The sequence below is a fragment of the Phocaeicola faecalis genome, from assembly GCF_021730445.1.
In the GTDB taxonomy this organism is placed as follows: domain Bacteria; phylum Bacteroidota; class Bacteroidia; order Bacteroidales; family Bacteroidaceae; genus Phocaeicola; species Phocaeicola faecalis.
The window spans coordinates 60612-83679 of the sequence record NZ_JADNRM010000016.1 but is presented as its reverse complement, the minus strand read 5'-3'; the positions used below and the strand labels follow the sequence as shown (position 1 = coordinate 83679).

At 42.1% G+C, this 23068-nt stretch carries 19 protein-coding genes and 5 tRNA genes; 14 read left to right on the top strand and 10 right to left on the bottom strand.

Annotation, left to right across the window (positions count from 1 at the left end; translation table 11 throughout):
- Genes IR173_RS14070 through mutL form a run of 4 tightly spaced genes read left to right on the top strand, consistent with a single transcriptional unit; the run spans position 1 to position 5252 of the window.
- Positions 1-1362, top strand: coding sequence for a peptidylprolyl isomerase (locus tag IR173_RS14070; protein WP_237040242.1), 1362 nt, complete (start codon positions 1-3; stop codon positions 1360-1362).
- An 18-nt stretch (positions 1363-1380) separates the two neighbouring features.
- Positions 1381-3051: an OstA-like protein gene (locus IR173_RS14065; RefSeq protein WP_237040225.1), complete on the top strand. Its 1671-nt coding sequence runs from the start codon at positions 1381-1383 to the stop codon at positions 3049-3051.
- A 2-nt stretch (positions 3052-3053) separates the two neighbouring features.
- Complete coding sequence (locus IR173_RS14060; RefSeq protein WP_237040224.1) at positions 3054-3350, top strand: hypothetical protein; 297 nt, start codon at positions 3054-3056, stop codon at positions 3348-3350.
- 21 nt (positions 3351-3371) lie between these two features.
- The gene (gene mutL, locus IR173_RS14055) at positions 3372-5252 is read left to right on the top strand and encodes a DNA mismatch repair endonuclease MutL (protein WP_237040223.1); all 1881 of its coding nucleotides are present in this window, start codon (positions 3372-3374) and stop codon (positions 5250-5252) included.
- 75 nt (positions 5253-5327) lie between these two features.
- Here mutL and IR173_RS14050 read toward each other — a convergent pair whose 3' ends face one another.
- Together IR173_RS14050 and yaaA are read right to left on the bottom strand one after the other, a co-directional pair.
- On the bottom strand, positions 5328-6527 hold the full coding sequence (locus IR173_RS14050; protein WP_237040222.1) for an OmpA family protein: 1200 nt from the start codon (positions 6525-6527) through the stop codon (positions 5328-5330).
- Between the two features lie 107 nt (positions 6528-6634).
- A complete protein-coding gene (gene yaaA / locus IR173_RS14045; RefSeq protein WP_237040221.1) occupies positions 6635-7402 on the bottom strand; it encodes a peroxide stress protein YaaA in 768 nt (255 codons plus the stop codon).
- Positions 7403-7489: 87 nt separating this feature from the next.
- Here yaaA and IR173_RS14040 point away from each other — a divergent pair, with 87 nt between their 5' ends.
- Together IR173_RS14040 and IR173_RS14035 are read left to right on the top strand one after the other, a co-directional pair.
- On the top strand, positions 7490-7990 hold the full coding sequence (locus tag IR173_RS14040) for a TlpA family protein disulfide reductase (RefSeq protein WP_237040220.1): 501 nt from the start codon (positions 7490-7492) through the stop codon (positions 7988-7990).
- 40 nt (positions 7991-8030) lie between these two features.
- The gene (locus IR173_RS14035; RefSeq protein WP_237040219.1) at positions 8031-9632 is read left to right on the top strand and encodes a beta-N-acetylhexosaminidase; all 1602 of its coding nucleotides are present in this window, start codon (positions 8031-8033) and stop codon (positions 9630-9632) included.
- A gap of 147 nt (positions 9633-9779) precedes the next feature.
- Here the strand turns inward: IR173_RS14035 and IR173_RS14030 are convergent, their stop codons facing one another.
- Together IR173_RS14030 and IR173_RS14025 are read right to left on the bottom strand one after the other, a co-directional pair.
- On the bottom strand, positions 9780-11033 hold the full coding sequence (locus IR173_RS14030; RefSeq protein WP_237040218.1) for an ABC transporter permease: 1254 nt from the start codon (positions 11031-11033) through the stop codon (positions 9780-9782).
- Between the two features lie 12 nt (positions 11034-11045).
- Positions 11046-11966, bottom strand: a complete 921-nt coding sequence (locus tag IR173_RS14025; protein ID WP_237040217.1) for an ABC transporter ATP-binding protein — start codon at positions 11964-11966, stop codon at positions 11046-11048.
- 531 nt (positions 11967-12497) lie between these two features.
- Between IR173_RS14025 and IR173_RS14020 the strand changes: the two genes are divergently transcribed.
- Both IR173_RS14020 and IR173_RS14015 read left to right on the top strand, forming a co-directional pair.
- Positions 12498-12743, top strand: a complete 246-nt coding sequence (locus IR173_RS14020) for an NVEALA domain-containing protein (RefSeq protein WP_237040216.1) — start codon at positions 12498-12500, stop codon at positions 12741-12743.
- A 298-nt stretch (positions 12744-13041) separates the two neighbouring features.
- Positions 13042-14160: a 6-bladed beta-propeller gene (locus IR173_RS14015; RefSeq protein ID WP_237040215.1), complete on the top strand. Its 1119-nt coding sequence runs from the start codon at positions 13042-13044 to the stop codon at positions 14158-14160.
- A 94-nt stretch (positions 14161-14254) separates the two neighbouring features.
- Here the strand turns inward: IR173_RS14015 and carB are convergent, their stop codons facing one another.
- Entirely contained in the window at positions 14255-17476 is a 3222-nt protein-coding gene (gene carB / locus IR173_RS14010) for a carbamoyl-phosphate synthase (glutamine-hydrolyzing) large subunit (protein ID WP_237040214.1), read from the bottom strand.
- A 251-nt stretch (positions 17477-17727) separates the two neighbouring features.
- Complete coding sequence (locus IR173_RS14005; protein WP_237040213.1) at positions 17728-18507, bottom strand: hypothetical protein; 780 nt, start codon at positions 18505-18507, stop codon at positions 17728-17730.
- 100 nt (positions 18508-18607) lie between these two features.
- On the opposite strand from IR173_RS14005, the gene trpS reads away from it, so the two are divergent.
- From trpS to IR173_RS13975, 6 genes are all read left to right on the top strand, one after another.
- Positions 18608-19702, top strand: a complete 1095-nt coding sequence (gene trpS, locus IR173_RS14000) for a tryptophan--tRNA ligase (RefSeq protein WP_237040212.1) — start codon at positions 18608-18610, stop codon at positions 19700-19702.
- 315 nt (positions 19703-20017) lie between these two features.
- Positions 20018-20092, top strand: a tRNA-Val gene (locus IR173_RS13995).
- A gap of 40 nt (positions 20093-20132) precedes the next feature.
- A tRNA-Val gene (locus IR173_RS13990) sits at positions 20133-20207 on the top strand.
- A gap of 39 nt (positions 20208-20246) precedes the next feature.
- A tRNA-Val gene (locus IR173_RS13985) sits at positions 20247-20321 on the top strand.
- A gap of 39 nt (positions 20322-20360) precedes the next feature.
- Positions 20361-20435 (top strand) — tRNA-Val (locus IR173_RS13980).
- Between the two features lie 39 nt (positions 20436-20474).
- Positions 20475-20549: transfer RNA gene (locus tag IR173_RS13975), tRNA-Val, on the top strand.
- A 240-nt stretch (positions 20550-20789) separates the two neighbouring features.
- On the opposite strand, the gene IR173_RS13970 is transcribed toward IR173_RS13975, so the two are convergent.
- From IR173_RS13970 to IR173_RS13955, 4 genes are read right to left on the bottom strand one after another with little or no spacing between them, the layout of a single operon-like run.
- Positions 20790-21809, bottom strand: a complete 1020-nt coding sequence (locus IR173_RS13970; protein WP_237040211.1) for a hypothetical protein — start codon at positions 21807-21809, stop codon at positions 20790-20792.
- A 32-nt stretch (positions 21810-21841) separates the two neighbouring features.
- On the bottom strand, positions 21842-22186 hold the full coding sequence (locus IR173_RS13965; RefSeq protein WP_237040210.1) for a hypothetical protein: 345 nt from the start codon (positions 22184-22186) through the stop codon (positions 21842-21844).
- A gap of 5 nt (positions 22187-22191) precedes the next feature.
- On the bottom strand, positions 22192-22539 hold the full coding sequence (locus IR173_RS13960; RefSeq protein WP_237040209.1) for a hypothetical protein: 348 nt from the start codon (positions 22537-22539) through the stop codon (positions 22192-22194).
- A 17-nt stretch (positions 22540-22556) separates the two neighbouring features.
- On the bottom strand, positions 22557-23063 hold the full coding sequence (locus tag IR173_RS13955; protein ID WP_237040208.1) for a hypothetical protein: 507 nt from the start codon (positions 23061-23063) through the stop codon (positions 22557-22559).
- Between the last annotated feature and the right edge of the window lie 5 nt (positions 23064-23068).

Below are 23068 nucleotides of genomic sequence, written 5' to 3'. Positions count from 1 at the left end.
ATGTGTACTAAAGTTTATGCACTGTTACTGATGCTGCTTGCTACTGTTTCTGTATATGGACAAGACAACGTTATAGACGAAGTCGTGTGGGTAGTAGGCGATGAGGCTATTCTTAAATCTGACGTAGAGAGTGAGCGGTTGAATGCCCAGTATGAAGGACGTAAGTTTGACGGTGACCCGTATTGTATAATTCCGGAGCAGCTTGCCGTCCAGAAATTGTTCCTTCATCAGGCAGCTATCGATAGTATCGAGGTTTCCGAACAGGAAGTAATCGGATTGGTGGAAAGACGTACGAATTGGCTCATCGAACAAGTAGGAGGTTCTAAAGAGAAATTGGAGGAATATTACAACAAGACTTCTACCCAGATTCGTGAGATGTTGCGTGAGAATGTGCGTGATGGAGAAACGGTGAGAAAGATGCAGCAGCATATTGTGGGAGAGATTAAGATAACTCCTGCCGAAGTGCGTCGTTATTTTAAGGATTTGCCGCAAGACAGTATTCCTTTCGTTCCTACTCAGGTGGAGGTACAGATTGTTACGTTGGAACCGAAAATACCATTGGAAGAAATTGAGCGTGTAAAGAAGACCTTGCGTGACTATACGGATGGCATTAATTCCGGCAAGATGTCATTTGCCACCTATGCCCGTTTTTATTCTGAAGATCCCGGAACGGCTCGTCGCGGCGGTGAGCTCGACTTTATGGGTAAAGGGGAATTGGTGCCCGAATATGCCAATGTCGCTTTTAACTTGCAGGATCCCAATAAGGTTTCGAAGATTGTGGAAACAGAGTTTGGCTTCCATATCATTCAGTTGATTGAAAAACGCGGTGACCGTATTAAGACCCGCCATATTCTGTTGAAGCCGAAAGTGGAGGAAAAGGACTTGGAGGCTGCACTGGTTCGTCTGGATTCCATTGCTGATGATATCCGTAACCAGAAATTCACTTTCGATGATGCGGCTACTTATATCTCGCAGGATAAGGATACAAAGAATAATCATGGTCTGATGGCTAACAAGAATACCGGTACGGCACGTTTTGAAATGCAGGATTTGGCACAGGTTTCTCAGGAAGTGGCCAAGGTGGTGGAAAACATGAACGTAGGCGAAATATCGAAAGCATTCACTATGATTAATGATAAAGGAAAAGAAGTGTGTGCTATCGTAAAACTAAAAAGCCGTATAAACGGACATAAGGCTACCATTACGGAAGACTATCAGCGTTTGAAGGCTATCGTCATGGAAAAACGTAGTGAAGATAAGCTTGAAAAGTGGATTAAAGAAAAGCAAAAACATACATACGTGCGTATTAATGAGAAGTGGCAGAAATGCGATTTTAAATATCCGGGTTGGATAAAAGAATAAAGTAGTATATTGAACCGTATGCTTGAAAAAAGAAAAAAAAATAACTCTTCGAGCAGGCATAGGATACTTTTGTTTAGTGTCCTGTGCCTGTTTGTCTTTTGCTTGTTGGCGCAGGTCAATCCCACAAAAAGGACTGAACCGAAGCCTGCCAAGAGCAAAGTGTATCTGTTACATTCCGATGTGTTGAAGAAAAGTCCTTTAAATCCTGATCCCGATGCACAGGTATTGGTCGGGAATGTGGCTTTTCGCCATGATAGTGTTTATATGTATTGTGACAGTGCTTGTTTTTATGAAAAGACCAATTCATTGGAGGCTTTTGATAATGTAAAAATGGTGCAGGGAGATACGTTGTTTTTGTATGGGGATTATCTCTTTTATGATGGCAATACACAGATTGCCCAAGTGCGCAACAATGTGCGCATGGAGAATAAGAATACTACGTTGCTGACCGATAGCCTGAACTATGACCGGATTTATAACCTTGGTTATTATTTTGATGGCGGTACGCTCATGGATGAAGAAAATGTGTTGACTTCGGAATGGGGAGAGTATAGTCCTGCCACTAAACAGTCGGTCTTTAACTATGATGTGAAACTGGTAAATCCTAAGTTTACATTGACTTCGGACACACTGCGTTACAATACGGCCAGCAAGATTGCCAATATTGTAGGGCCATCGAACATTGACAGTGACAATAATCATATCTACTCGGAATTGGGCTTCTATAATACGCAGATTGGTCAGGCAGAATTGCTGAATCGTTCTGTATTGACGAATGAGGGTAAGCGTTTGACGGGCGACAGCTTGTTTTATGACCGTGTGAAAGGATATGGGGAAGCTTTTGATAATGTGTTGTTTAATGATACCATTAATAAAAATATGCTTACCGGTGACTATTGTTATTACAATGAACTGACTAAATATGCCATTGCAACCCAAAAGGCGGTAGCGGTGGATTACTCACAGGGTGATAGTTTGTTTATGCATGCCGATACGTTGCAGATGTACACTTTCAATCTGAATACCGACTCTATCTTCCGTGAAACAAGAGCGTATCATAAAGTGCGTATGTATCGCACGGATGTGCAGGGAGTGTGTGATTCGCTGGTTTTTTCGTCCAAAGACAGCTGTCTGACTATGTATTATGACCCTATTCTTTGGAATAACAACCAGCAATTGTTAGGTGAGGAAATAATGATTTACATGAATGACAGTACTATTGATTGGGCGCATATTCACAATCAGGCACTATCTGTTGAAAAGTTGGATTCTGTCAATTATAATCAGGTGACCGGAAAAGATATCAAGGCATATTTCAAGAATGGAGAGATGCACCAGGTAGACGTAATCGGTTCGGTCCGTGTCATTTATTATCCGATGGAGAGCGACAGCACACTAATTGGCATGAATGTATCGGAGACAAGCCTTTTGAATATGTATCTGGAAAACCGGAAGATGAAAAAGATGGTTATGAGTCCGAAATCAAATGGAACTCTTTATCCGATGCTTCAACTTCCGCCGAATAAAATGAAACTGGAAAACTTTAATTGGTTCGACTATATCCGTCCGCTCAATAAAGAGGATATCTTTAACTGGCGCGGAAAGAAAGCCGGGCAGGAATTAAAGAAGAGTAATAGAGGTACTGCACCTTTGCCAAATCAAGACTTGTTTAATAAAAAGAAGAAATAACTATGGGAATGTTTAAAATGGAAAAGCCTCGCCGTTTCAACCACCAATATATATATGTGGACGAACGAAAAGAGAAATTGCAGAAGATGGAAGAGAACGCCAAGCGCGACTTGGGTATGCTTCCTCCGAAAGAGTTTTCCCCCGAAGACATTCGTGGAAAGTTTATTGAAGGAACCAAGCATCTGAAACGCAGAAAAGAGAGTGGACGCAGACCGTTGGCTTATGGGGCTTTGTTTGTTGCCATTGGCGTTCTACTTTTTATCTTGCATTATCTGGTGACCGGAGAATTAAATTTTTAATGAATCATTCGTAGTTGTATTATGAGCGATATCATACGTTTACTGCCGGATTCTGTCGCTAATCAAATAGCGGCAGGAGAGGTGATACAGCGTCCTGCATCTGTTATAAAAGAGCTGGTGGAGAATGCCATTGATGCCGGAGCGCAGCATATAGATGTATTGGTAACGGATGCCGGAAAGACTTCTATTCAGGTGATAGATGATGGTAAAGGGATGTCTGAAACCGATGCGCGTCTGTCTTTTGAACGCCATGCAACTTCTAAGATAAAGGAGGCGGCTGATTTGTTCGCTTTGCGGACGATGGGATTCCGTGGGGAAGCGTTGGCTTCTATTGCAGCGGTGGCACAAGTAGAGTTGCGCACGTGTACAGAAGGAGAGGAACTGGGTACTAAACTGGTTATTGCCGGTTCCAAGGTGGAAAGCCAGGAAGCCATATCGTGTCCCAAGGGCAGCAATTTCTGTGTGAAGAATCTGTTTTTTAATGTACCTGCGCGGCGTAAGTTCCTGAAATCCAATCAGACAGAGCTAAGCAATGTATTGACTGAGTTTGAACGCATTGCATTGGTCAACCCCAATGTGTCTTTCACTTTGTATCATAATGATGCTGAGTTGTTTAATCTTCCCGCCATTCAGTTGCGCCAACGCATCATGGGAGTGTTTGGGAAGAAAATTAATCAAGATCTTCTATCGTTGGATGTAGATACCACGATGGTGCGCGTCTCAGGCTTTGTCGGCCGGCCGGAAAGTGCCCGCAAGAAAGGAGCTCGCCAATACTTCTTTGTAAACGGACGTTATATGCGTCATCCTTATTTCCATAAAGCCATTATGGATGCATACGAGCATCTGATACCGGTAGGTGAACAAGTATCTTATTTTATTTACTTTGAGGTGGACCCTGGTAATATTGACGTAAATATTCACCCTACCAAGACGGAAATCAAATTTGAGAATGAACAGGCCATTTGGCAGATATTGGCAGCGGCTGTCAAGGAAACATTAGGTAAATTCAATGCTGTACCTTCCATTGATTTTGATACGGAGGGTATGCCGGATATCCCTGCATTCGAGAGTTCTCCTTATGCCGGAATACAGCCTCCGAAAACAACTTATAACCCGGATTACAATCCTTTCAATACGTCTGCTGTGCCTCCCTCTTCCTACTCCTCAAAGCCCACTCGTGATTGGGAACGGCTGTATGAGGGCGTGGAACAGCATGCGTCGGTCCAACATACGCAGATGTCTTATCCGGATGATGGGGATTATTTCACGGCATCTCCAATGGAGGAACCGGCTGCTCCCACTTTGTATGACAATTCGGAAGAGTCGGCAATGGGAGAGAAATCATCTCAACATTATCAGTTTAAAGGACGCTTTATCCTTACTTCCGTCAAATCAGGCTTGATGATTATCGATCAGCAACGGGCGCATATTCGTATTCTTTATGATCAATATCTGGAGCAGATAACACGTCGACAGGGAGCATCGCAGGGAATGTTATTTCCTGATATTGTGCAATTCCCGGTTTCGGAAGTACCTGTATTGCAAGAAATCATGGAAGATTTGTCATACTTGGGTTTTGAACTGACTGATTTGGGAGGTGGCAGTTATGCTATCAACGGCATACCTTCGGGTATTGAAGGTTTAAATCCGGTGGAACTGATTCAGAGTATGGTTCATACTGCCATTGAGAAGGGAGGTAAAGTGAAAGAAGAGGTGCAGAGTAATCTGGCTTTGACATTGGCTAAAGCTGCGGCTATTGTGCCGGGGCAGGTTTTGACGAACGAGGAAATGAATGGTTTGGTAGATGGGTTGTTTGCTGTAACTACTCCTAATTATACTCCTGACGGTAAAACCGTGTTGTCCGTGCTTCAGGAGGATGAGTTGGAAAAGCTGTTTAAATAAAATCTGACTATAAAAAGATAAGCCGCTTGGAAGCGATTCCAAGCGGCTTTGGCTTACCTTTTTTAAGGCAGAGTATTATTGGGCTTCGATAATTACACGACGGTTGAATGCCGGAGGAGTTAATGTATTAACGCCACCCATACCGCTAATAATCATATTGCTCTTGTTTACACCCAGTTTAACCAATTCGTTTGCAACTGTATTTGCACGGTCTTCACTCAATTGTTTATTCCATGATGCACTACCTGTGTCGCTGTCAGCATAACCGGTTACTTTCAGTTTGATGCCCGGATTGTCTTTTACTAAGTTGGCAATCTGTTGCAGGTTGACTACGCTGTTTTGAGGCAGAGTGGCAGAACCAATCTGGAAGAATACAGATTGCGGAACCGGAGTCAGCTGATTAACGGTAACTTGTTCTGTAACCACCTCATTAGGAGTATTTGCAAGTTGTGCCTTCAACTGGCGGTTTTGTTCGATTTGTTGAGCCAAAGCTGCATTGATAGCATCCATCTGAGATGCTGTAAGAGCCATCATAGCATCCACATCAGGAGCAGGTTTGAATCCTCTCTGCGGGAATTTATAGGTCACACCGACTGATGCGCCCAGCATAACGTCCAATCCTTTGTTCAGGGTCTTTCCGTCAAACTTGTTTTCAGCAGCCATACCATAAAGTTCCAAGTTCAAATCCCAAGCATCTGCCACATGGAAGGTATTAATCAAACCGAAGTTGAATGCTAATGAATTAAGGTGAGGTTTGTCATAAGAATGAGCGAAACCGAAACCTACAAACGGAACAGCATCGTATACACGGTCGGGATTATAACCGGCTAGCATATTGCTGATGTTGAATAAGATATCGCCGTGTAAGTTCATATAGTTGAACTTATCCTGATAGTATCCTTCACTCATCATATGAGGTTTGGAGTATGCAGAAGGTTCGCTTGAAAAACTCTTTGACTGTAAACCGCTATATTGCAAGCGTAATCCTAATCCGGGAGTAAACCATTTACCAATTGATACATTCAGGGCGGGAGCGATACGCTTGCCGAATTTGCCCAGGTCGGATTGGTCACCGAATAATACTTGTGCACCGCCTCCTACAGAGAAGAACCAATTATCAAAGAATCGATTGGTCTCTACTTTGTACTTATCTACCGGAACCTCCATAACATCTACGCTTTCGCTGACGATAGCGTTTTGTGATTTGTTGCTCTGCTGCGCGAACGTTGCAGAACTGATACTGGCGATTGCCAGTGCAAACATTAATTTTTTCATACTCATTTCTATTAGTTAAATTATTGTTTAGGTATATCTTCCCAATTTCAACTAAATAACATGAGCGTTGAAAAAAAGTTTGTGCGGCTTGAATATTTAATATTTTTTTATGAAAGAAGGCTAAAAAGGTAGTGCGACTCAGTGCTGCGTTCTGCATCAAAACTGAATCCTTCCCAATTGAATCCTTTTAATTCTTCAGGCTTTTCAATGCGGTTCTTGATGATATAGCGTGTCATTTCTCCTCTACACATTTTAGTATAAATAACGACAGTCGTTAATTTCCCTTTTTTCCAAACCTGAAATTCGGGTGTAATCACGCGTACCTGTTGTTCAATACGTTTCCAGTCGAAAAGGTCTTTCATTTCGTTGCTGGCAAGGTTGATTAATGTGCCTCCTTGTGCTTTGATGGACTTAATGAATTCATCAGTCAATATTGGTTTCCAATAATCAAACATGGATATTCCTCCATACTCTGGCAGTCTGACGTCTCCTTCCAATCTATAATTCTTTATCAGGTCAAGCGGACGAAGTAATCCATATAAAAAGGAAGTGATACGCAGATGATTTTGTATGTATTGAAAATCTTCTGCTGTAAAGTCTTGAGGACAGATACGTTTAAACACTATGCCTGTATAGGCTAACAAGGCAGGAAGAGCTTTGTTTTCTTCAGAACAGAAATCCTGAAAGCGAAGGTAATTTTCAGCGGCTATTTTACTGTTTACCCGCAACAGGCGTTCCAGTTCCTCGGCAGAGAACTGGGACATATTGAGTGCATGCTGAATGGCTTCAGCCTGAAATTGTGGCGTACTGGTGGTGGGAACTTTCACTTTAGAACGGTCCGTCATGGTCTTGGCACACGAAATAAAAGTCATCATAGGCTAAAAAATGATATTTCAGTCGGCAAATATAGGAAAAACAGATATATTTGTCTTTATTATATCGCGAATTAAATATTCAGAACTATGAAAATGAAAAAGTTAGGATTGTTATTGATGCTGATATGCGTCAGCTTTGCAGTGCATGCACAGGAATTGAAGAAGGGAGATAAGTTACCTGATTTTCAGTTGAAATCATCAGTTTATGGAAATGTTTCATCTGCTGATTTGAAGGGTAAGGTGGTATTGGTCAGTTTATTTGCCACTTGGTGTGGTCCATGCCAGTTGGAACTTGCAGAAGTGCAAAAAACGCTTTGGCCTAAATATAAGGATAATAAGGACTTTGTATTGTTGGTGATTGGCCGTGAGCATACGGACGAACAACTGAAGGTTTATAATGAGCGGAAGAAATTTACTTTCCCGTTGTATCCTGACCCTAAGCGTGAAGTTTTCTCACTCTTTGCTGAAAAATCTATCCCTCGTGCGTATCTGTTCAATAAGGAAGGAGAAGCAATTTATACTTCTATGGGGTATGAAAAGGAGGAGTTTAATCATTTGATGAACGCTATTGAAGAAGCTTTGAAGTAATCAAAAGCTATTATTGAAACTAATTTTAATTCTAATACTTATGAAAATCAAATCACTGATTGCCGTTTTGTTGTGTATTGTGGTGTGTAGCTCCTGTGAACAGCCGCCGGTAGAAGCGTATGTTGTGCTTCCCCAACCGCAAGAGATTAATTATGTTCAAGGTTTTGTGAAACTGAAGGATAAGCCGACAGTTGCTTACTCTAATGAATTGTCTAATGAGGCTCTGTTGTTGGCTTCTTACTTAAAGAATGATTTTGCAGTGGAGGCTAATTTGCAGGAAGGGAAAGACAAAGGGGATATTGTTCTTTCGTTGGATTCGACGGTCTTGCCTGACAAGAAAGGCGGATATGCATTGGAAGCTGCCGGAAGCCGGATTACAATTAAGGCTCCTGCTCCCGAAGGAGTGTTTAACGGTGTGCAGACTTTGCGTCAGATTATTAAAGAAAGAGAAGGACGCCTGACTGTTCAAAAAGCTTTGGTGACGGATTATCCGGCTTTCTCTTGGCGTGCATTCATGCTGGATGAAGGTCGGTATTTCAAAGGTAAAGAAGTGGTCCTCAACATGCTTGATAGAATGGCTGAGCTGAAGATGAATGTATTTCATTGGCATTTGACAGACGATCAGGGATGGCGTATTGAAATCAAGAAATATCCGAAGTTGACAGAAGTCGGTGCTTTCCGTGATTCTTCAGAGATTAATCATTTCCACAGCAATGTGTTTGATGGTAAGCCTCATGGTGGTTTTTATACTCAGGATGATATCAAGGAGGTAGTGGACTATGCTGCCAAGCGCCATATTATGATTGTCCCCGAAATAGAGATGCCGGGACATGCCAGTGCTGCTATTGCTTCTTATCCATGGCTGGGAACTACCGGAAAGCAGATTAAGGTGCCTTGTAACTTTGGTGTGCATTACAATGCTTATAATGTGGCCGACCCTCGTGTCATTCAATTTCAGGAAGATGTATTGGAGGAAGTGATTGCATTATTCCCTTCTCCGGTAATCCATATCGGTGGGGATGAATTGCGATATAATGCTTGGAAAGAATCGCCGATGGTGCGCAATTATATGAAGCAGAACAAGATTGCTTCACCGGCCGGACTACAAGTTTTCTTTACGAATAATATTTCTAACTTCCTGGCCTCAAAGAATCGGCACATGATGGGGTGGAATGAAATTACGGGTGCTCAGATTAATGATTATCAGCAGGATGGTACTGCTGCTTCACAGCAGCAATTGGCTCCCGGAACAATTGTTCATTTCTGGAAAGGCAATCCTGAATTAATTAAAGAGACAATAGAAAAAGGATATGATATCGTAAATTCTTATAATCGTTATACTTATCTGGACTATGACTATGGGTCTATTTCTTTGCAGAATGCGTATGAGTTCAATCCGATTCCCGAGGGACTGACAGAGGCGCAGAAAAGTAAGGTCTTGGGTATCGGTTGCCAGATGTGGGGCGAATTTATTCCTACAGTTGAAAGTATGAATAAAAAGATTTATCCGCGTCTTGCCGCATACGCCGAAGTAGGCTGGACAAGTCCATCCAATAAGGATTATGAGCGTTTCCGTAACTCGTTGGATTCATTTATCGGGCATTGGGAAAAGCTGGGTATTCAATTGGGTGAGTGGAAATAATAAAGAAGTGTGTCAAAACTCCCCTTTTATCGAAATCACCCTCGCTACAACTACCTGTGGCGAGGGTGACTTTTATTTATGAGAGTTTCGATACACCCTCGTTTCTTGTGAGAGTGCCCGATAGGGCTAGAGTGAAGTGAATGATATCTATTTATAAGAAATCCATTTAATCATTTCTTTGAGTGTCGGTTTCTTGCCATACATCAGGATACCTACACGATATATTTTTCCCGAAATCCAGATGAGTGCAAGTGCTGAGGCATAGAGCAGACAAAGTGAAAGAATGATTTGCCAAGTCGGTGCATCCAGCGGAACACGTACCATCATGACGATAGGGGAGGTAAACGGTATGAGAGAACACCAGAAAGCCAGCGGGCCGTCCGGGTTATCGCCACTGTAGATACCGGCGTAAAGGGAGAATATCATCAGTATCATAATGGGAGTCATAAACTGTTGCGAATCTTCCATGGCATTGATAGAGGCTCCGATGGCAGCAAAGATGGAGGCATAAATCAGGAATCCGCCGATGAAGTTCAGGGTAAAGAGGATTCCGAGCTTCAGCAGATTCAGGTTTTGTAAGGCGCTAATCATGCCTTCGGCACCTTTTAGAATGGCTGCATCTCCACCGAAAGTATTGTCGGCAATACCCAAAAGGATAACAAGCAGAACACCCCATATCAGCAGTTGGGTAATACCAACCAGACCAATGCCGATAATCTTGCCAAGCATCAGTTGAAGCGGCTTGACCGATGATACCATCAGCTCGACAATGCGGCTTGTCTTTTCTTCCATGACACTCTGCATCACCATGCCTCCATAAGACATAACGAACATATAGATAAGGAAGGTTAGTACCATACCGACGGCTATTGCAATGCCGGCGTTTGATTCGTTGGCGCTACCGTCTTCACTCCATTTGATGGTGCGTGCACTGTATCTCTTATCAAAGTCCTGCATGATATTTTGTAACTCGGGAATGTTATAACTGGTCAGCTTATCGTGTCTGATTTGTTCATTCAGCGTATTGTTTACTAATGACAGCAAGCCTTTAGTCACTTCTTTGCGCGAATAGATGGCGGCGGCGGTGGGATTCTGAATCAAGTCTTCTGTAATTTCCACTACAGCGTCTATGTGGGTAGTGTCACTCCGGTATTCGGGCAACATTTCTTGTCCGCTGATGAAATGATAAGACTCATCGTCTTTGAATTGTCCGATGTACTTCTGTGTGTGGTCAATGATTACTACTTGTTTTACTTCATCACTTTTCACTGTCGATAGCAGTGCGGGAACAAAAATGAGAGCTGCAAAGATGAACGGCATCAGGATGGTAAGAAGAATAAATGATTTCTTGCTTACTCGGTTCAGAAATTCACGTTGTATAATGATTAATATCTTGTTCATGACTTTTGGCGTTTAGTGTTTATCCAGACCTTCTACCGTGCGGATGAATATTTCGTTCATGGATGGCAGGCATTCGGTAAAGGAGATTATTTCGGTTTGTTGGGCTATTTGGGTCAGTAATGCCGAGTTGGACATATCCTGTCGTTTTTGTAGGGTATATCGGATTTCCTCTTCGGCGGGCTGACTGTCTACAATCTTGAACAGGGGAGATTCTTTCAAGGGCTGCCCTTTCGGAGTGCTCAGGGTATAGGTATTGGCCTTGAAGCGCGAACGCACCTCCTTTACATTACCTTGCAACACCACTTCCGAATGATTGATGAGCGCGATATTGTCACATATTTCTTCTACCGAAGCCATGTTGTGTGTGGAAAAGATGATGGTGTGTCCCTCTTTCTTCAGTTCCAGTATTTCACGCTTCAGCAGTTCGGCGTTCACAGGGTCGAAGCCGGAGAACGGTTCGTCAAATATCAGTAATTGGGGTTTATGCAATACGGTGATGATAAATTGCACCTTTTGCTGCATCCCTTTGGACAGTTCTTCCAACTTCTTATTCCACCACGGAGTAATTTCAAACTTCTCGAACCATATTTTCAGTCGTGAGCTGGCTTCTGCTTTGCTGAGACCTTTCAGTTGCGCCAGATAGATAGCCTGTTCGCCCACTTTCATTTTCTTATATAAACCGCGTTCTTCGGGCAGATAACCGATATGATAGATGTCTTCGGCTTGTGACAGATGTCCATTGAAGCGTACTTCTCCCGAATCGGGGGCTGTGATGCGGTTGATGATGCGGATGAGTGTAGTTTTGCCGGCACCGTTCGGCCCCAGCAATCCAAAGATTTGTCCTTCGGGGACCTGAATGCTGACACCATTCAGCGCAGTGTGGTTGGCAAAGCGTTTGACCACTTGATGCGTTTCTAAGAAAAAATTATTCATAGCTTTTTATGTTTGTTGTTTTGTTGAATCAAAATGTCAACGTTATATTTGTTTCGGCTAACTCGGGGACAAAGTTATGGATTTTTTCTTATAGCTGTGAGTGAAAAGGGAAAATAATTAGGTTGAATCGGATTTATGTCAAGAAGAAATAGCTGTCTCTACTTTTGCAGAATCCTAAAGGTAATCAGTAGGGAGCAGAGAATTTACTCCATCGGTATACAGAATTTCGAGAGCCTTCGCCAAGACGGTTATCATTTCAACTTCAAGACTCCCGGCATCTACAATCGGGGTGAATGGGCGGCGAGGCATGCGAAGGGGAAACCATTCATCTCGAAATGCCGATGAATAGGACAAAAACGGATGGGGGAAGGGGGAAATTCCTGTTTTGAAGAGAGGGGCACGGCTTCAAAGTGTACGTTGTTGGAGCTGTTGATGTAAGATAAAATAGGTTAACTTTTTTTTGTTGCGAAGAACAGCGTGACGGTTTATTTTTTAGCTTTGTTCATATATAAACTTTAAATATAATGATGTATGAAAAAGATTGTAGTTTTATTTGCTTTATTTCTAATTCTTGGTGCAAATATTTATTGGGATTGTATTGATTCAACAGGAAACTTGTCAGAACTTCAACTAGCAAATATTGAAGCTTTAGCAAGTGACGTAAGTGGAGCTTCCAATACGGGACCTAGAGAAAAAGAAAAATGCTATGGTGGTGGACATAAAATGGTGTGTCGTTGCATTAATTCCGAATCATGTACTGACGGTGATTGTTTTTAAACTAATTACAGTTCTGGTTGGTAATGTGCAAAAAATAACTTGGACATTTGAAAACTCTAATATTGAGCGTAAGAGTCTTTGCTCTTCAGAGGAATAGGCTTTTTATATCAACGCGTGAAAGGCCCAGTTTTTTTTTGTTATTGCTTGAGGCTATGAAACCAAGATACTTGTAGCTAACCTTGGAAATATAGGAAGGGTCGATGGCGAAGACGTTTCTTTGACCGATAAAATATTCGCTGGTGATTGAACCATTGAGTTTCATCCTGTTTATTGCATGAGTAATTATAATCCATTAGAAATGAAGAATAAATTTATACAGATATTTGTCCTAGGGCTATTATCTGCTTGCTCTGGGAATAAAGGTACTGTTGAACCTTTAAATTGTGATGTATATAAAGTAGAAATATCTCTTGATAATTCTTTTTACGATTCAATTACTAGTCATATTTCGGACACATCGTTCGTGATTCTGAAGGAAAAAGGTAACGTAATGTTCTCTTGTGCCGATAAAATAATGGAACATAACGACAAATATTATATTTTGGACAAAAGTTCATTACGAACTGTTGTATCTTTTAAAAAAGATGGAAGTCCTGTTGCTAGATATGGATGTACCGGACAAGGACCAGGAGAATATGTTTTTCCTTGGGATATGGATATAGACGAAACAGGAGTGTATGTGTTAGATACAAATTCAAAAAAGGTCATTCATTACACAGAATCTGGAAATCTGTTAAGTGAACGAAAAATCCCTTTTTTTGCAGATGCTTTTAAGCGGCTGGAAAATGGTAGTTTCATATTTAACATAACACCAAACGGTAAACAAATCCCTAGTTTAATTTATACGGATTCGTTAATGAATCCCATTGAGTACTCAATGCTTTATCAAGAAGGCTATGTAGGAGGATATACAACCAATGGAATTTTTACTTATAATAATTTAGGTTTATGTTTTTATCGCTCGCCTTCAGACTCTTTGTCAATATTAGATGAAAACGGGAAAGTTCAAAGCCTTATCGTTTTTGATTTTTTGGATAAAGCTGTCCCTCAAATAGCAAAAACGGACTATTTAGCCTTTAGCCAAAACAATCAATCGGGCGATTACTTGCATTTGGTTAACAGTCCTATCAGCGTTTCTGATAGTACTTGGATAGGACTTATTGAAGATGGGAATAGTCAATATACTATTATATTCAATCCTTTCAATAATAAATGTGGATGTAGAAAGTTTACAAAATCATCTTCTGTATATGATATTATAGAACCTATGTCCTCTGATGGCAAAGGGACTATTGTAAGTCTTATCAGCCAAGAACTGGAAAATATGTGCAGAGATTATGAATCACTACCTGACACTATAAGAAATGCGCTGAATGATGGAAATCGGATTTTGTTGATTAACAAATTTCATTTTTAACGTACTCCAATATTAGTCCCATAGTAGTATCTTATCAAAAAAAGAGGGTGTGTCAGATTGAAGACACACCCTCTTTTATATTTATCGGGAAGGATTATTTATAATCCTGCCAGCTCTTGATTTGAATATCCTTTTCGCTCATTTCGCAGAATGCTTCGATGAAAGCACTTGCCAGACGAGCATTGGTAATCAAAGGAATATTGTGGTCGATGGCTCCGCGACGAATCTTGTAACCGTTAGTCAATTCACGTTTAGAATGGTTCTTCGGAATATTGACAATCAGGTCGAACTTGTGTTCGGCAATCATTTTCATCACGTTATTCTCTGCATCGGGGCGTTCATCCGGCCAGTACACAGGAGTGGTGTTTACTCCGTGTGCATTCAGGAAAGTAGCAGTTCCGGCAGTTGCATAGATTGCGTATCCCTTGTCTGCCAACATGCGGCTGGCTTCCAGCAAATCTACCTTGGATTTGGTAGCACCTGACGAGAACATGACAGATTTCTGAGGAATCTTAAATCCTACAGCAATCAGTGAGTTCAGCAAGGCTTCATGGAAGTCATCGCCGATACAACCTACTTCACCGGTTGAAGACATATCTACGCCCAATACCGGGTCTGCCTTGTGCAAGCGTGAGAATGAGAACTGAGAAGCTTTTACACCAATCCAGTCAATGTCGAATGCCGACTTGTCCGGTTTGCTGTATGGAGCACCCAACATGATGCGGGTGGCTGTTTCAATAAAGTTACGTTTCAATACCTTAGAAACAAATGGGAATGAACGTGAGGCACGCAGGTTGCACTCAATCACTTTCACTTCGTTGTTCTTTGCCAGGAACTGCATATTGAACGGACCGGAAATATTCAGTTCTTTAGCGATGCGGCGACCGATTTTCTTGATGCGGCGGGCTGTCTCGAAATAAATCTTCTGTGCCGGGAATACCAATGTAGCGTCACCGGAGTGTACGCCTGCATATTCAATGTGTTCGGAGATGGCATATTCCACCACTTCACCGTTCTGGGCTACAGCATCAAACTCTATTTCTTTGGTTTCCTGCATAAACTGTGATACCACTACCGGATATTCCTTAGAAACTTCCTTCGCCATCTGCAAGAACTCTTTCAATTCGTCTTCGTTGTAGCATACGTTCATGGCAGCACCCGAGAGGACGTATGAAGGACGAACCAATACCGGATAGCCTACTTTGTTAACAAAATCTTCCATCTCTTCCAGACTGGTCAATTCTTTCCAAGCCGGTTGGTCAATGCCCAGTTGGTCGAGCATGGCCGAGAATTTATGACGGTTTTCAGCACGGTCGATAGACAGCGGTGAAGTTCCCAATACAGGTACGGACTGACGATGCAGTTTCATTGCCAGATTGTTGGGTATCTGTCCGCCTACCGATACGATAACGCCGCCCGGTTGTTCCAGGTCGATTACGTCAAGTACACGTTCGAATGAAAGTTCATCGAAGTACAGACGGTCACACATATCGTAGTCGGTAGAAACTGTTTCGGGGTTATAGTTAATCATGATGGATTTGTAACCCAGCTTGCGTGCAGTCTGGACGGCGTTCACAGAGCACCAGTCAAATTCTACGGAAGAACCGATGCGGTAAGCACCCGAACCCAATACGACTACTGATTTTTCGTTCTTATAATAATTGACATCATAACCTGTAGTAGCGTATGTCATATACAGGTAATTAGTCAGTTCGGGATGTTCTGACGCCACTGTATTGATACGTTTCACAGCCGGAAGAATATTCAAAGCCTTACGACGGGCACGTACAGCCAGGTTTTCTTTTTCCATATTGCCGTTTGCTTTCAACACGAAGCGTGCAATCTGGAAGTCGGAGAAGCCTAACACTTTAGCTTGGCGAAGTACATCTTCAGGCAAATCCTCTATCTTGTTATAAGTAGAAAGTTTAGCCTTATAGTCAACGATGTTTTTCAGCTTGCCCAGGAACCACGGGTCAATCTTGGTCAGCTCATGGATACGTTCAATGCTGTATCCTTCTTCCAATGCAGAAGCGATGGAGAAGATACGGAGGTCTGTCGGGTTAGCCAGTTCCTCATCCAAGTTTTCGAATTTGGTATGGTCGTTACCCACGAAACCGTGCATACCCTGACCAATCATGCGAAGACCTTTCTGAATGATTTCCTCGAAAGAACGTCCGATAGACATGATTTCACCTACCGACTTCATGCTGGAACCGATTTGGCGTGATACACCGGCAAACTTGGTCAAGTCCCAACGGGGAATCTTACAAATCAAATAATCCAATTGAGGAGCTTCGTATGCTGAGTTGGGAGTACCCATCTCGCCAATCTGGTCCAGTGTGTAACCCAAAGCGATTTTAGCGGCAACGAATGCCAAGGGGAAACCGGTAGCCTTGGAAGCCAGTGCGGAAGAACGGCTCAGACGCGCGTTTACTTCGATGACACGGTAGTCGTTGGTATCTGCATTGAAAGCGTACTGGATGTTACATTCACCCACAATACCCAAGTGACGGATACATTTTGTAGACAGTTCTTGCAGCATGGCCACTTGTTTTTCTGTCAGCGAGCAAGTGGGGGCCACCACGATAGACTCACCGGTGTGGATACCCAGCGGGTCGAAGTTTTCCATGCTTGCCACGGTGAAGCAATGGTCGTTGGCATCGCGGATTACTTCGAATTCAATTTCTTTCCAACCTTTCAATGATTCTTCAACCAGGATCTGTTTAGAGAACGCGAATGAGCTTTCCGCCAATTTGATGAAAGCTTCTTCGTCCGGACAGATACCGCTACCCAAACCACCTAATGCGTAGGCAGAGCGTACCATAACCGGATAACCGATTTCGCGGGCAGCCTTCAGAGCTTCTTCCATGCTTTCCACGGCGTGGCTCTTCGGGGTCTTCATCGGAATTTCATCCAGTTTCTTTACGAATAAATCACGGTCTTCAGTGTACATGATGGCTTCTACAGAGGTACCCAGTACTTCTACACCATATTTCTTTAACGTACCGTTCAGATAAAGTTCAGTACCGCAGTTCAGTGCAGTCTGACCACCGAAAGCCAATAAAATACCGTCCGGTTGTTCTTTCTTGATAATTTCTTCAACAAAGAAGGGAGTGACAGGAAGGAAATACACCTTGTCAGCTATACCTTCCGAAGTTTGAATAGTTGCGATGTTCGGATTTACCAACACCGAGTGAATACCTTCTTCGCGCAATGCTTTCAGCGCTTGTGAACCTGAGTAATCAAACTCTCCTGCCTGGCCGATTTTAAGGGCACCCGAACCCAATACCAGGACTTTCTTTAAATCCTTTTTCATTGAAAGTTTCTTTTTATAATAGTTGTTTTAATGTCGCTAAAATATAAAAAAAATGCGTCCATCCTCGTGAGAGGACTAACGCATTTGCTTTATGTCTATATTATCTTTGTTCCTGTAGGATACATAGCATCTTTAAATTTTGTGCAAAGTAACTACTTATTTCTAAGATAACAAAATAAATCAGGCTCTTTGTCAATGCCGATTGAGATAAAAATGAGAAATCTATGCCCGGAAGCTCACTTTCTGTATATTTATTCGATATTATCAGAATCGGCGTAATGCAAGAGAAAGGAATAGCCGGTGTTATTCATATCTATTAAGGTAATGTCTTTCAGTCTGCCGTCTTGCAAGAAACTATAGTCGTATGTATAGTAAGTGTCTTCTATGATATTCTCACTCCGTTTGCCCAGGATGCCTGCCAGTTGTCCGAATGTGTTTACTACGTTTACATAATTCTGGCGTTCGTCAATGCATTGCACCAGCGTGTTCAAATCAAGGCTGTAGTCATTGGCAATGGTGGATACTTTGTATTCACTGTTGTAAGTTCCCCTTGGCGTGGAAGTAATGGAGGACAGGTTTTTCTTGTTCCATTGGTATTCAAGCACTATTCCGTTATTGTTACTGCTTTTCAGGTATCCTTCATTATTATACGAATAGGTGATAGGACTGTCCTGATTGGAAAACTTGCACACATAGCTGCGTCCGTTCTCTAGAGTCGTGGTCATTTCCACCAACGGAGAGTTTTCCGAAGAGTAATTATAGCTTATTTGTGAATTGTCTCCATAGGAATAGTTTATGGTAGCCAGTGGAGCATTGCTGCGCACACCCGTCAGGCGTTTGTCTTTATCATAAGTAAAGTCAATATCACCTTCATAGCTGATGACATCGGTGATTTTATACACTTTAATTCCGGTAATGACTTTTGATGGGGCAGAAGACTTTTTATCATCGTCATCGGAACATGCAGCGAAAAATATGCTTGCAACAGAAATAAATAGAGCTAGTTTAATAGTTGGTCTTAGTTTATTCATAACAATTATTATATGTGAAATACAGATTCAAAGTTAAGTTATTGTGCTAGAATATTCCTATCTTTGCGTAATTTTTAATATAAGATAATATTTAAGAGATATGGGAAAAGAAAAAATCATATTGACTGGTGACCGTCCTACCGGAAGGTTGCATATCGGTCATTACGTAGGTTCATTGAAACGCCGGGTAGAGCTCCAGAACTCCGGATTGTATGATAAGACTTTTATTTTTATAGCAGATGCACAGGCTCTGACAGATAATATCGACAATCCTGAAAAGGTTCGTCAGAATGTTATTGAAGTGGCACTTGACTATATGGCTGTCGGCTTAGACCCTGCCAAGTCTACTATATTCATTCAGTCCCAGATTCCCGAACTTTGTGAGCTGACTTTCTATTACATGGATTTGGTTACCGTATCTCGTTTGCAGCGTAACCCTACGGTGAAGACAGAAATACAGATGCGTAATTTCGAGACAAGTATCCCTGTAGGCTTTTTTACCTATCCTATTAGTCAGGCAGCCGATATCACGGCATTCAGGGCTACAACCGTGCCGGTGGGAGAAGATCAGGAACCGATGATTGAGCAGACGCGTGAAATCGTCCGCCGGTTCAATCATATCTATGGTGATACGCTGGTAGAACCGGAAATCCTGTTGCCCGACAATGCTGCTTGTCTGCGGTTGCCGGGCACGGACGGAAAGGCAAAAATGAGTAAATCGTTGGGTAACTGTATCTATCTCTCCGATACAGCCGATGAGGTGGAAAAGAAAGTGAAGGGTATGTATACTGACCCGACCCATATCAAAGTATCCGATCCGGGTAAACTTGAAGGCAATACTGTCTTTACTTATTTGGATGCTTTCTGTAAACCTGAGCATTTTGAACGTTATTTGTCTGATTATCCTAACCTGGATGAATTGAAAGCACATTATACGCGTGGCGGTTTGGGAGATATGAAGGTAAAGAAATTCCTGGCAGCTATCATGCAAGAGGAACTGACTCCCATTCGTGAGCGCCGCAAGGAATTTGAAAAAGATATTCCGGCTATTTATGAGATGTTGCGTAAAGGATGTGAGACAGCTCGTGCAACAGCGGCAGAAACATTGGATGATGTACGCAAGGCCATGAAGATAAATTATTTCGATGATGCGGAGCTGATTGCTGAACAAGCAAAGCGTTTCGGACAAGAATAAAAACGCATCTTTGCACTGTATATGGAGCAAAGGGGTTGTGTCAAAACGTGGATAATGCTGTCGTTTCCTTCGTAGGGGCGAGGTTCGCTCGCCCGAAAACAGTTTACTTTGTGTCTTCGGGCAGGCAAACCCTGCCCCTACAACTGACGATTGGATAGGCTGGTTTTGTTTTGCCCCCCCCTGTATATTTTTATACCTTGTTAATCAGCGTGTTAGTAGTCACGATAAAAAATAAATGAAAAAATAATAGGAGAAAAGTTTGCAGTTATCAAAAAAAACCATACCTTTGCAACGCTTTTGAAAACAAGAGGCTATGGGCGTTTAGCTCAGCTGGTTCAGAGCATCTGCCTTACAAGCAGAGGGTCGGCGGTTCGAATCCGTCAACGCCCACTCCATCTTCACCTCTTGTTTTTATATAAAAGCAACCTTCGGGCGTTTAGCTCAGCTGGTTCAGAGCATCTGCCTTACAAGCAGAGGGTCGGCGGTTCGAATCCGTCAACGCCCACCGAAGAAAAATTAAATATTGCACGAGAAAGCAACTATCGGGCGTTTAGCTCAGCTGGTTCAGAGCATCTGCCTTACAAGCAGAGGGTCGGCGGTTCGAATCCGTCAACGCCCACCGAAGAAAAATTAAATATTGCACGAGAAAGCAACTATCGGGCGTTTAGCTCAGCTGGTTCAGAGCATCTGCCTTACAAGCAGAGGGTCGGCGGTTCGAATCCGTCAACGCCCACCGAAGAAAAATTAAATATTGCACGAGAAAGCAACTATCGGGCGTTTAGCTCAGCTGGTTCAGAGCATCTGCCTTACAAGCAGAGGGTCGGCGGTTCGAATCCGTCAACGCCCACCGAAGAAAGAGCTTCATAAGAAAATGTGTATTAGATTTTAAGATTAATTGCTGCGGGCTGACGTGAATACGTTGACTCGTTTTTTTATATATATACCTCTTGTTTGACATCCAACCTTCTGCATACGTTTAAAACTCCCTAAGTCGTTTCATTAGTCGGACTAAGCATTTTCGTCCTTTCGATTATGCCTGTCTGTCAGTCGAATTACTACAGTCTTCGGCAGTGGACTGTATAGTCCGTTACCGTAGACCGTACAGTCTGCTACAATGGACTGTACAGTCTATTATAGCAGACTGTAATAATCTTCCGTTTAAAAGGACTTGGTTGACCCTAAGAAACGGCTTACTCTTCCTTTGGTTAGTGATATGATATTTATATTGGTCTTTGCTTGTAGTTTTTAACAAATGCCCCTTTTCATCATATACTGAGACGGTTATATTTTTACTTCTTGGGCTTGAATTGATATGTATTTCTTTGAGCTTCCTGTTATTCCGGTAGTAGATGCTGTCTATCTGACATAAGTCCTCGATATTCCTAGTGCGAACTTCTATCCTTAGTTCTCCGTCTTTGTATTCTTTCCGGGTTTCATGAGGTGAGCCGTTAATGCTGGTCAGGACAATTACGGTATCTTTGTTCGCAGTGGTAGTTTCGCAAACAATCTCCTGCTTGCATTCGGAAGGGGGTAGTTTCTGTCGGGCTTCTTTGTAGGTAATTCCTTTGAAGAAGTATCTTTCCGTTTTCTCTCCGGTTATTAAATCGCTGTCCGTTGTTTGGACGATATCTCCATTGTGGTCATAAATGAAATAGCTTTCCGAGGCTTCCCTTTCTGTGGAAGTTTCTCCGATGAATAGATGCTTTGCATATTCCGGTTTATCTTTGGCATAATATTTTGTGAAAGAATAGAATGTGGTGTCTTTGCCGTCTTGCAAATGGAGTTCTTCTTTGATGTTTCCATGACAATTAATGGTGATTACATCGGAGCCGGAAAGCTCCGTGGCTATATAGTCCGAGTCATTGCTATGAAGATACCATTGCAAACGGTTAGAGATTTGTGTATATCCTTTATCTTTATCGTAGTATATCGTAAGCTTCTCCATGGCTTGTACATTCACCAGTCTGCCTATACTATCGTATGTGTTGTTGTATGTTGTGATTGAAACCGTATCATAGTGTTCTTGCGGTTTGGCGTTGTGATGGCAGGCATTGAGCAGTATTGCTATGCTCGGCAGAAGCAGGAAGATGCGTTTATTGAGTTTCATGTCTTTATAATTAGTTTATGGATATCCTGTGTCTATAGGAACGAAATATGTTTCTCTCCCGGTTTCACATATATTTCTCCATCCGAAGTTTCGATGATGATGGGGCATTTTCGTTTACTCTCCACGGGGGTAACTCTGGTAGTTGGCGGCTCGTCATGATTCCTGCCCACAATGTAGCGGTCTATCACCTCTCCATTATCATCGACCAGTTCAAAGGTGGTGAAAATGTAATCTCCCTTTTTACTGATATTAAAGCGTAGTTCTATCTCTTCATTCAACTTGAAATCGTCATCACTATATAATGTGTATGGGAGAATTTCTGTGGGAAAGAGCCTGATGAGCTTGGTGTCGGATATGATGATGATTACTTTTTTCATATCTTCTATTTATTTGCTTTTCGATATAATAGTACTGTAATGATAGCTCCTACGATAATAATGAATAATAGTAGTAATCCCAGTACATCATACCATATAAAGATATACCCTGCAATAATAAGGAATAACGGTAGTGCCAGTACGCCATGCCATGCACTGCCTGTATAGTGTCGGGCAAAAGAGCAACTGAAAGGACATACGAATAGACAAATCAGCAAAGCTTCAAAAACGTAGTCTAAAATCGGGAATGAGGTAGTACTACATCCTGAGAAAGAAGCTATTGTCATGCTTATTATCACTATTCCTGTGTATATGGCAATCATGGTGCCATAGAAAATTAGTTTCGCTTTCATTCTAATCATTTTATTTATTAATATTCCTGTGTTATAATTACGATGGTGCCCATACTAAGGTAGAGTAGTAGTGCCAATACGCCGTGCCATGCACTGCCTATATAGTAACGGGCATAAGAACAACTGATGCGGCATACGATTAAACAAGCTAATGCTTTATAAATCTGCTTATCAATATTGGTGGGGAATTCGCCCGGGTGTAACTTTGCGTCTAAAATCATGGTCACTACAATATATATGATAAGCATAATGCTATAGAAAATCAGTATTCGTTTAATAGGGGTACATTTACATACGGATGCAATCAGTATGATGGTAAAACTTACTAATGACATCCATGCTGCTATTTGCCAACCTATGCCGTAGGGACATAAAGGGTCAAAAGCTGCTATTACCCATAGAACAGCCAAAGCTGCTGCCGACCCACAGTCATCCGTATCTTGCAGGGCTTTGAGTACCAATGGAACAGTCAGAATGACTGCAATGGTAATCGATAATACTTTTATGTTTTTGGTCGGATTCATGTGCC

Coding starts and splice junctions, on each gene's coding strand:
- IR173_RS14070 (WP_237040242.1), top strand. CDS start 1: ATGTGTACTAAAGTTTATGCACTGTTACTGATGCTGCTTGCTACTGTT.
- IR173_RS14065 (WP_237040225.1), top strand. CDS start 1,381: ATGCTTGAAAAAAGAAAAAAAAATAACTCTTCGAGCAGGCATAGGATA.
- IR173_RS14060 (WP_237040224.1), top strand. CDS start 3,054: ATGGGAATGTTTAAAATGGAAAAGCCTCGCCGTTTCAACCACCAATAT.
- mutL (WP_237040223.1), top strand. CDS start 3,372: ATGAGCGATATCATACGTTTACTGCCGGATTCTGTCGCTAATCAAATA.
- IR173_RS14050 (WP_237040222.1), bottom strand. CDS start 6,527: ATGAAAAAATTAATGTTTGCACTGGCAATCGCCAGTATCAGTTCTGCA.
- yaaA (WP_237040221.1), bottom strand. CDS start 7,402: ATGATGACTTTTATTTCGTGTGCCAAGACCATGACGGACCGTTCTAAA.
- IR173_RS14040 (WP_237040220.1), top strand. CDS start 7,490: ATGAAAATGAAAAAGTTAGGATTGTTATTGATGCTGATATGCGTCAGC.
- IR173_RS14035 (WP_237040219.1), top strand. CDS start 8,031: ATGAAAATCAAATCACTGATTGCCGTTTTGTTGTGTATTGTGGTGTGT.
- IR173_RS14030 (WP_237040218.1), bottom strand. CDS start 11,033: ATGAACAAGATATTAATCATTATACAACGTGAATTTCTGAACCGAGTA.
- IR173_RS14025 (WP_237040217.1), bottom strand. CDS start 11,966: ATGAATAATTTTTTCTTAGAAACGCATCAAGTGGTCAAACGCTTTGCC.
- IR173_RS14020 (WP_237040216.1), top strand. CDS start 12,498: ATGAAAAAGATTGTAGTTTTATTTGCTTTATTTCTAATTCTTGGTGCA.
- IR173_RS14015 (WP_237040215.1), top strand. CDS start 13,042: ATGAAGAATAAATTTATACAGATATTTGTCCTAGGGCTATTATCTGCT.
- carB (WP_237040214.1), bottom strand. CDS start 17,476: ATGAAAAAGGATTTAAAGAAAGTCCTGGTATTGGGTTCGGGTGCCCTT.
- IR173_RS14005 (WP_237040213.1), bottom strand. CDS start 18,507: ATGAATAAACTAAGACCAACTATTAAACTAGCTCTATTTATTTCTGTT.
- trpS (WP_237040212.1), top strand. CDS start 18,608: ATGGGAAAAGAAAAAATCATATTGACTGGTGACCGTCCTACCGGAAGG.
- IR173_RS13970 (WP_237040211.1), bottom strand. CDS start 21,809: ATGAAACTCAATAAACGCATCTTCCTGCTTCTGCCGAGCATAGCAATA.
- IR173_RS13965 (WP_237040210.1), bottom strand. CDS start 22,186: ATGAAAAAAGTAATCATCATCATATCCGACACCAAGCTCATCAGGCTC.
- IR173_RS13960 (WP_237040209.1), bottom strand. CDS start 22,539: ATGAAAGCGAAACTAATTTTCTATGGCACCATGATTGCCATATACACA.
- IR173_RS13955 (WP_237040208.1), bottom strand. CDS start 23,063: ATGAATCCGACCAAAAACATAAAAGTATTATCGATTACCATTGCAGTC.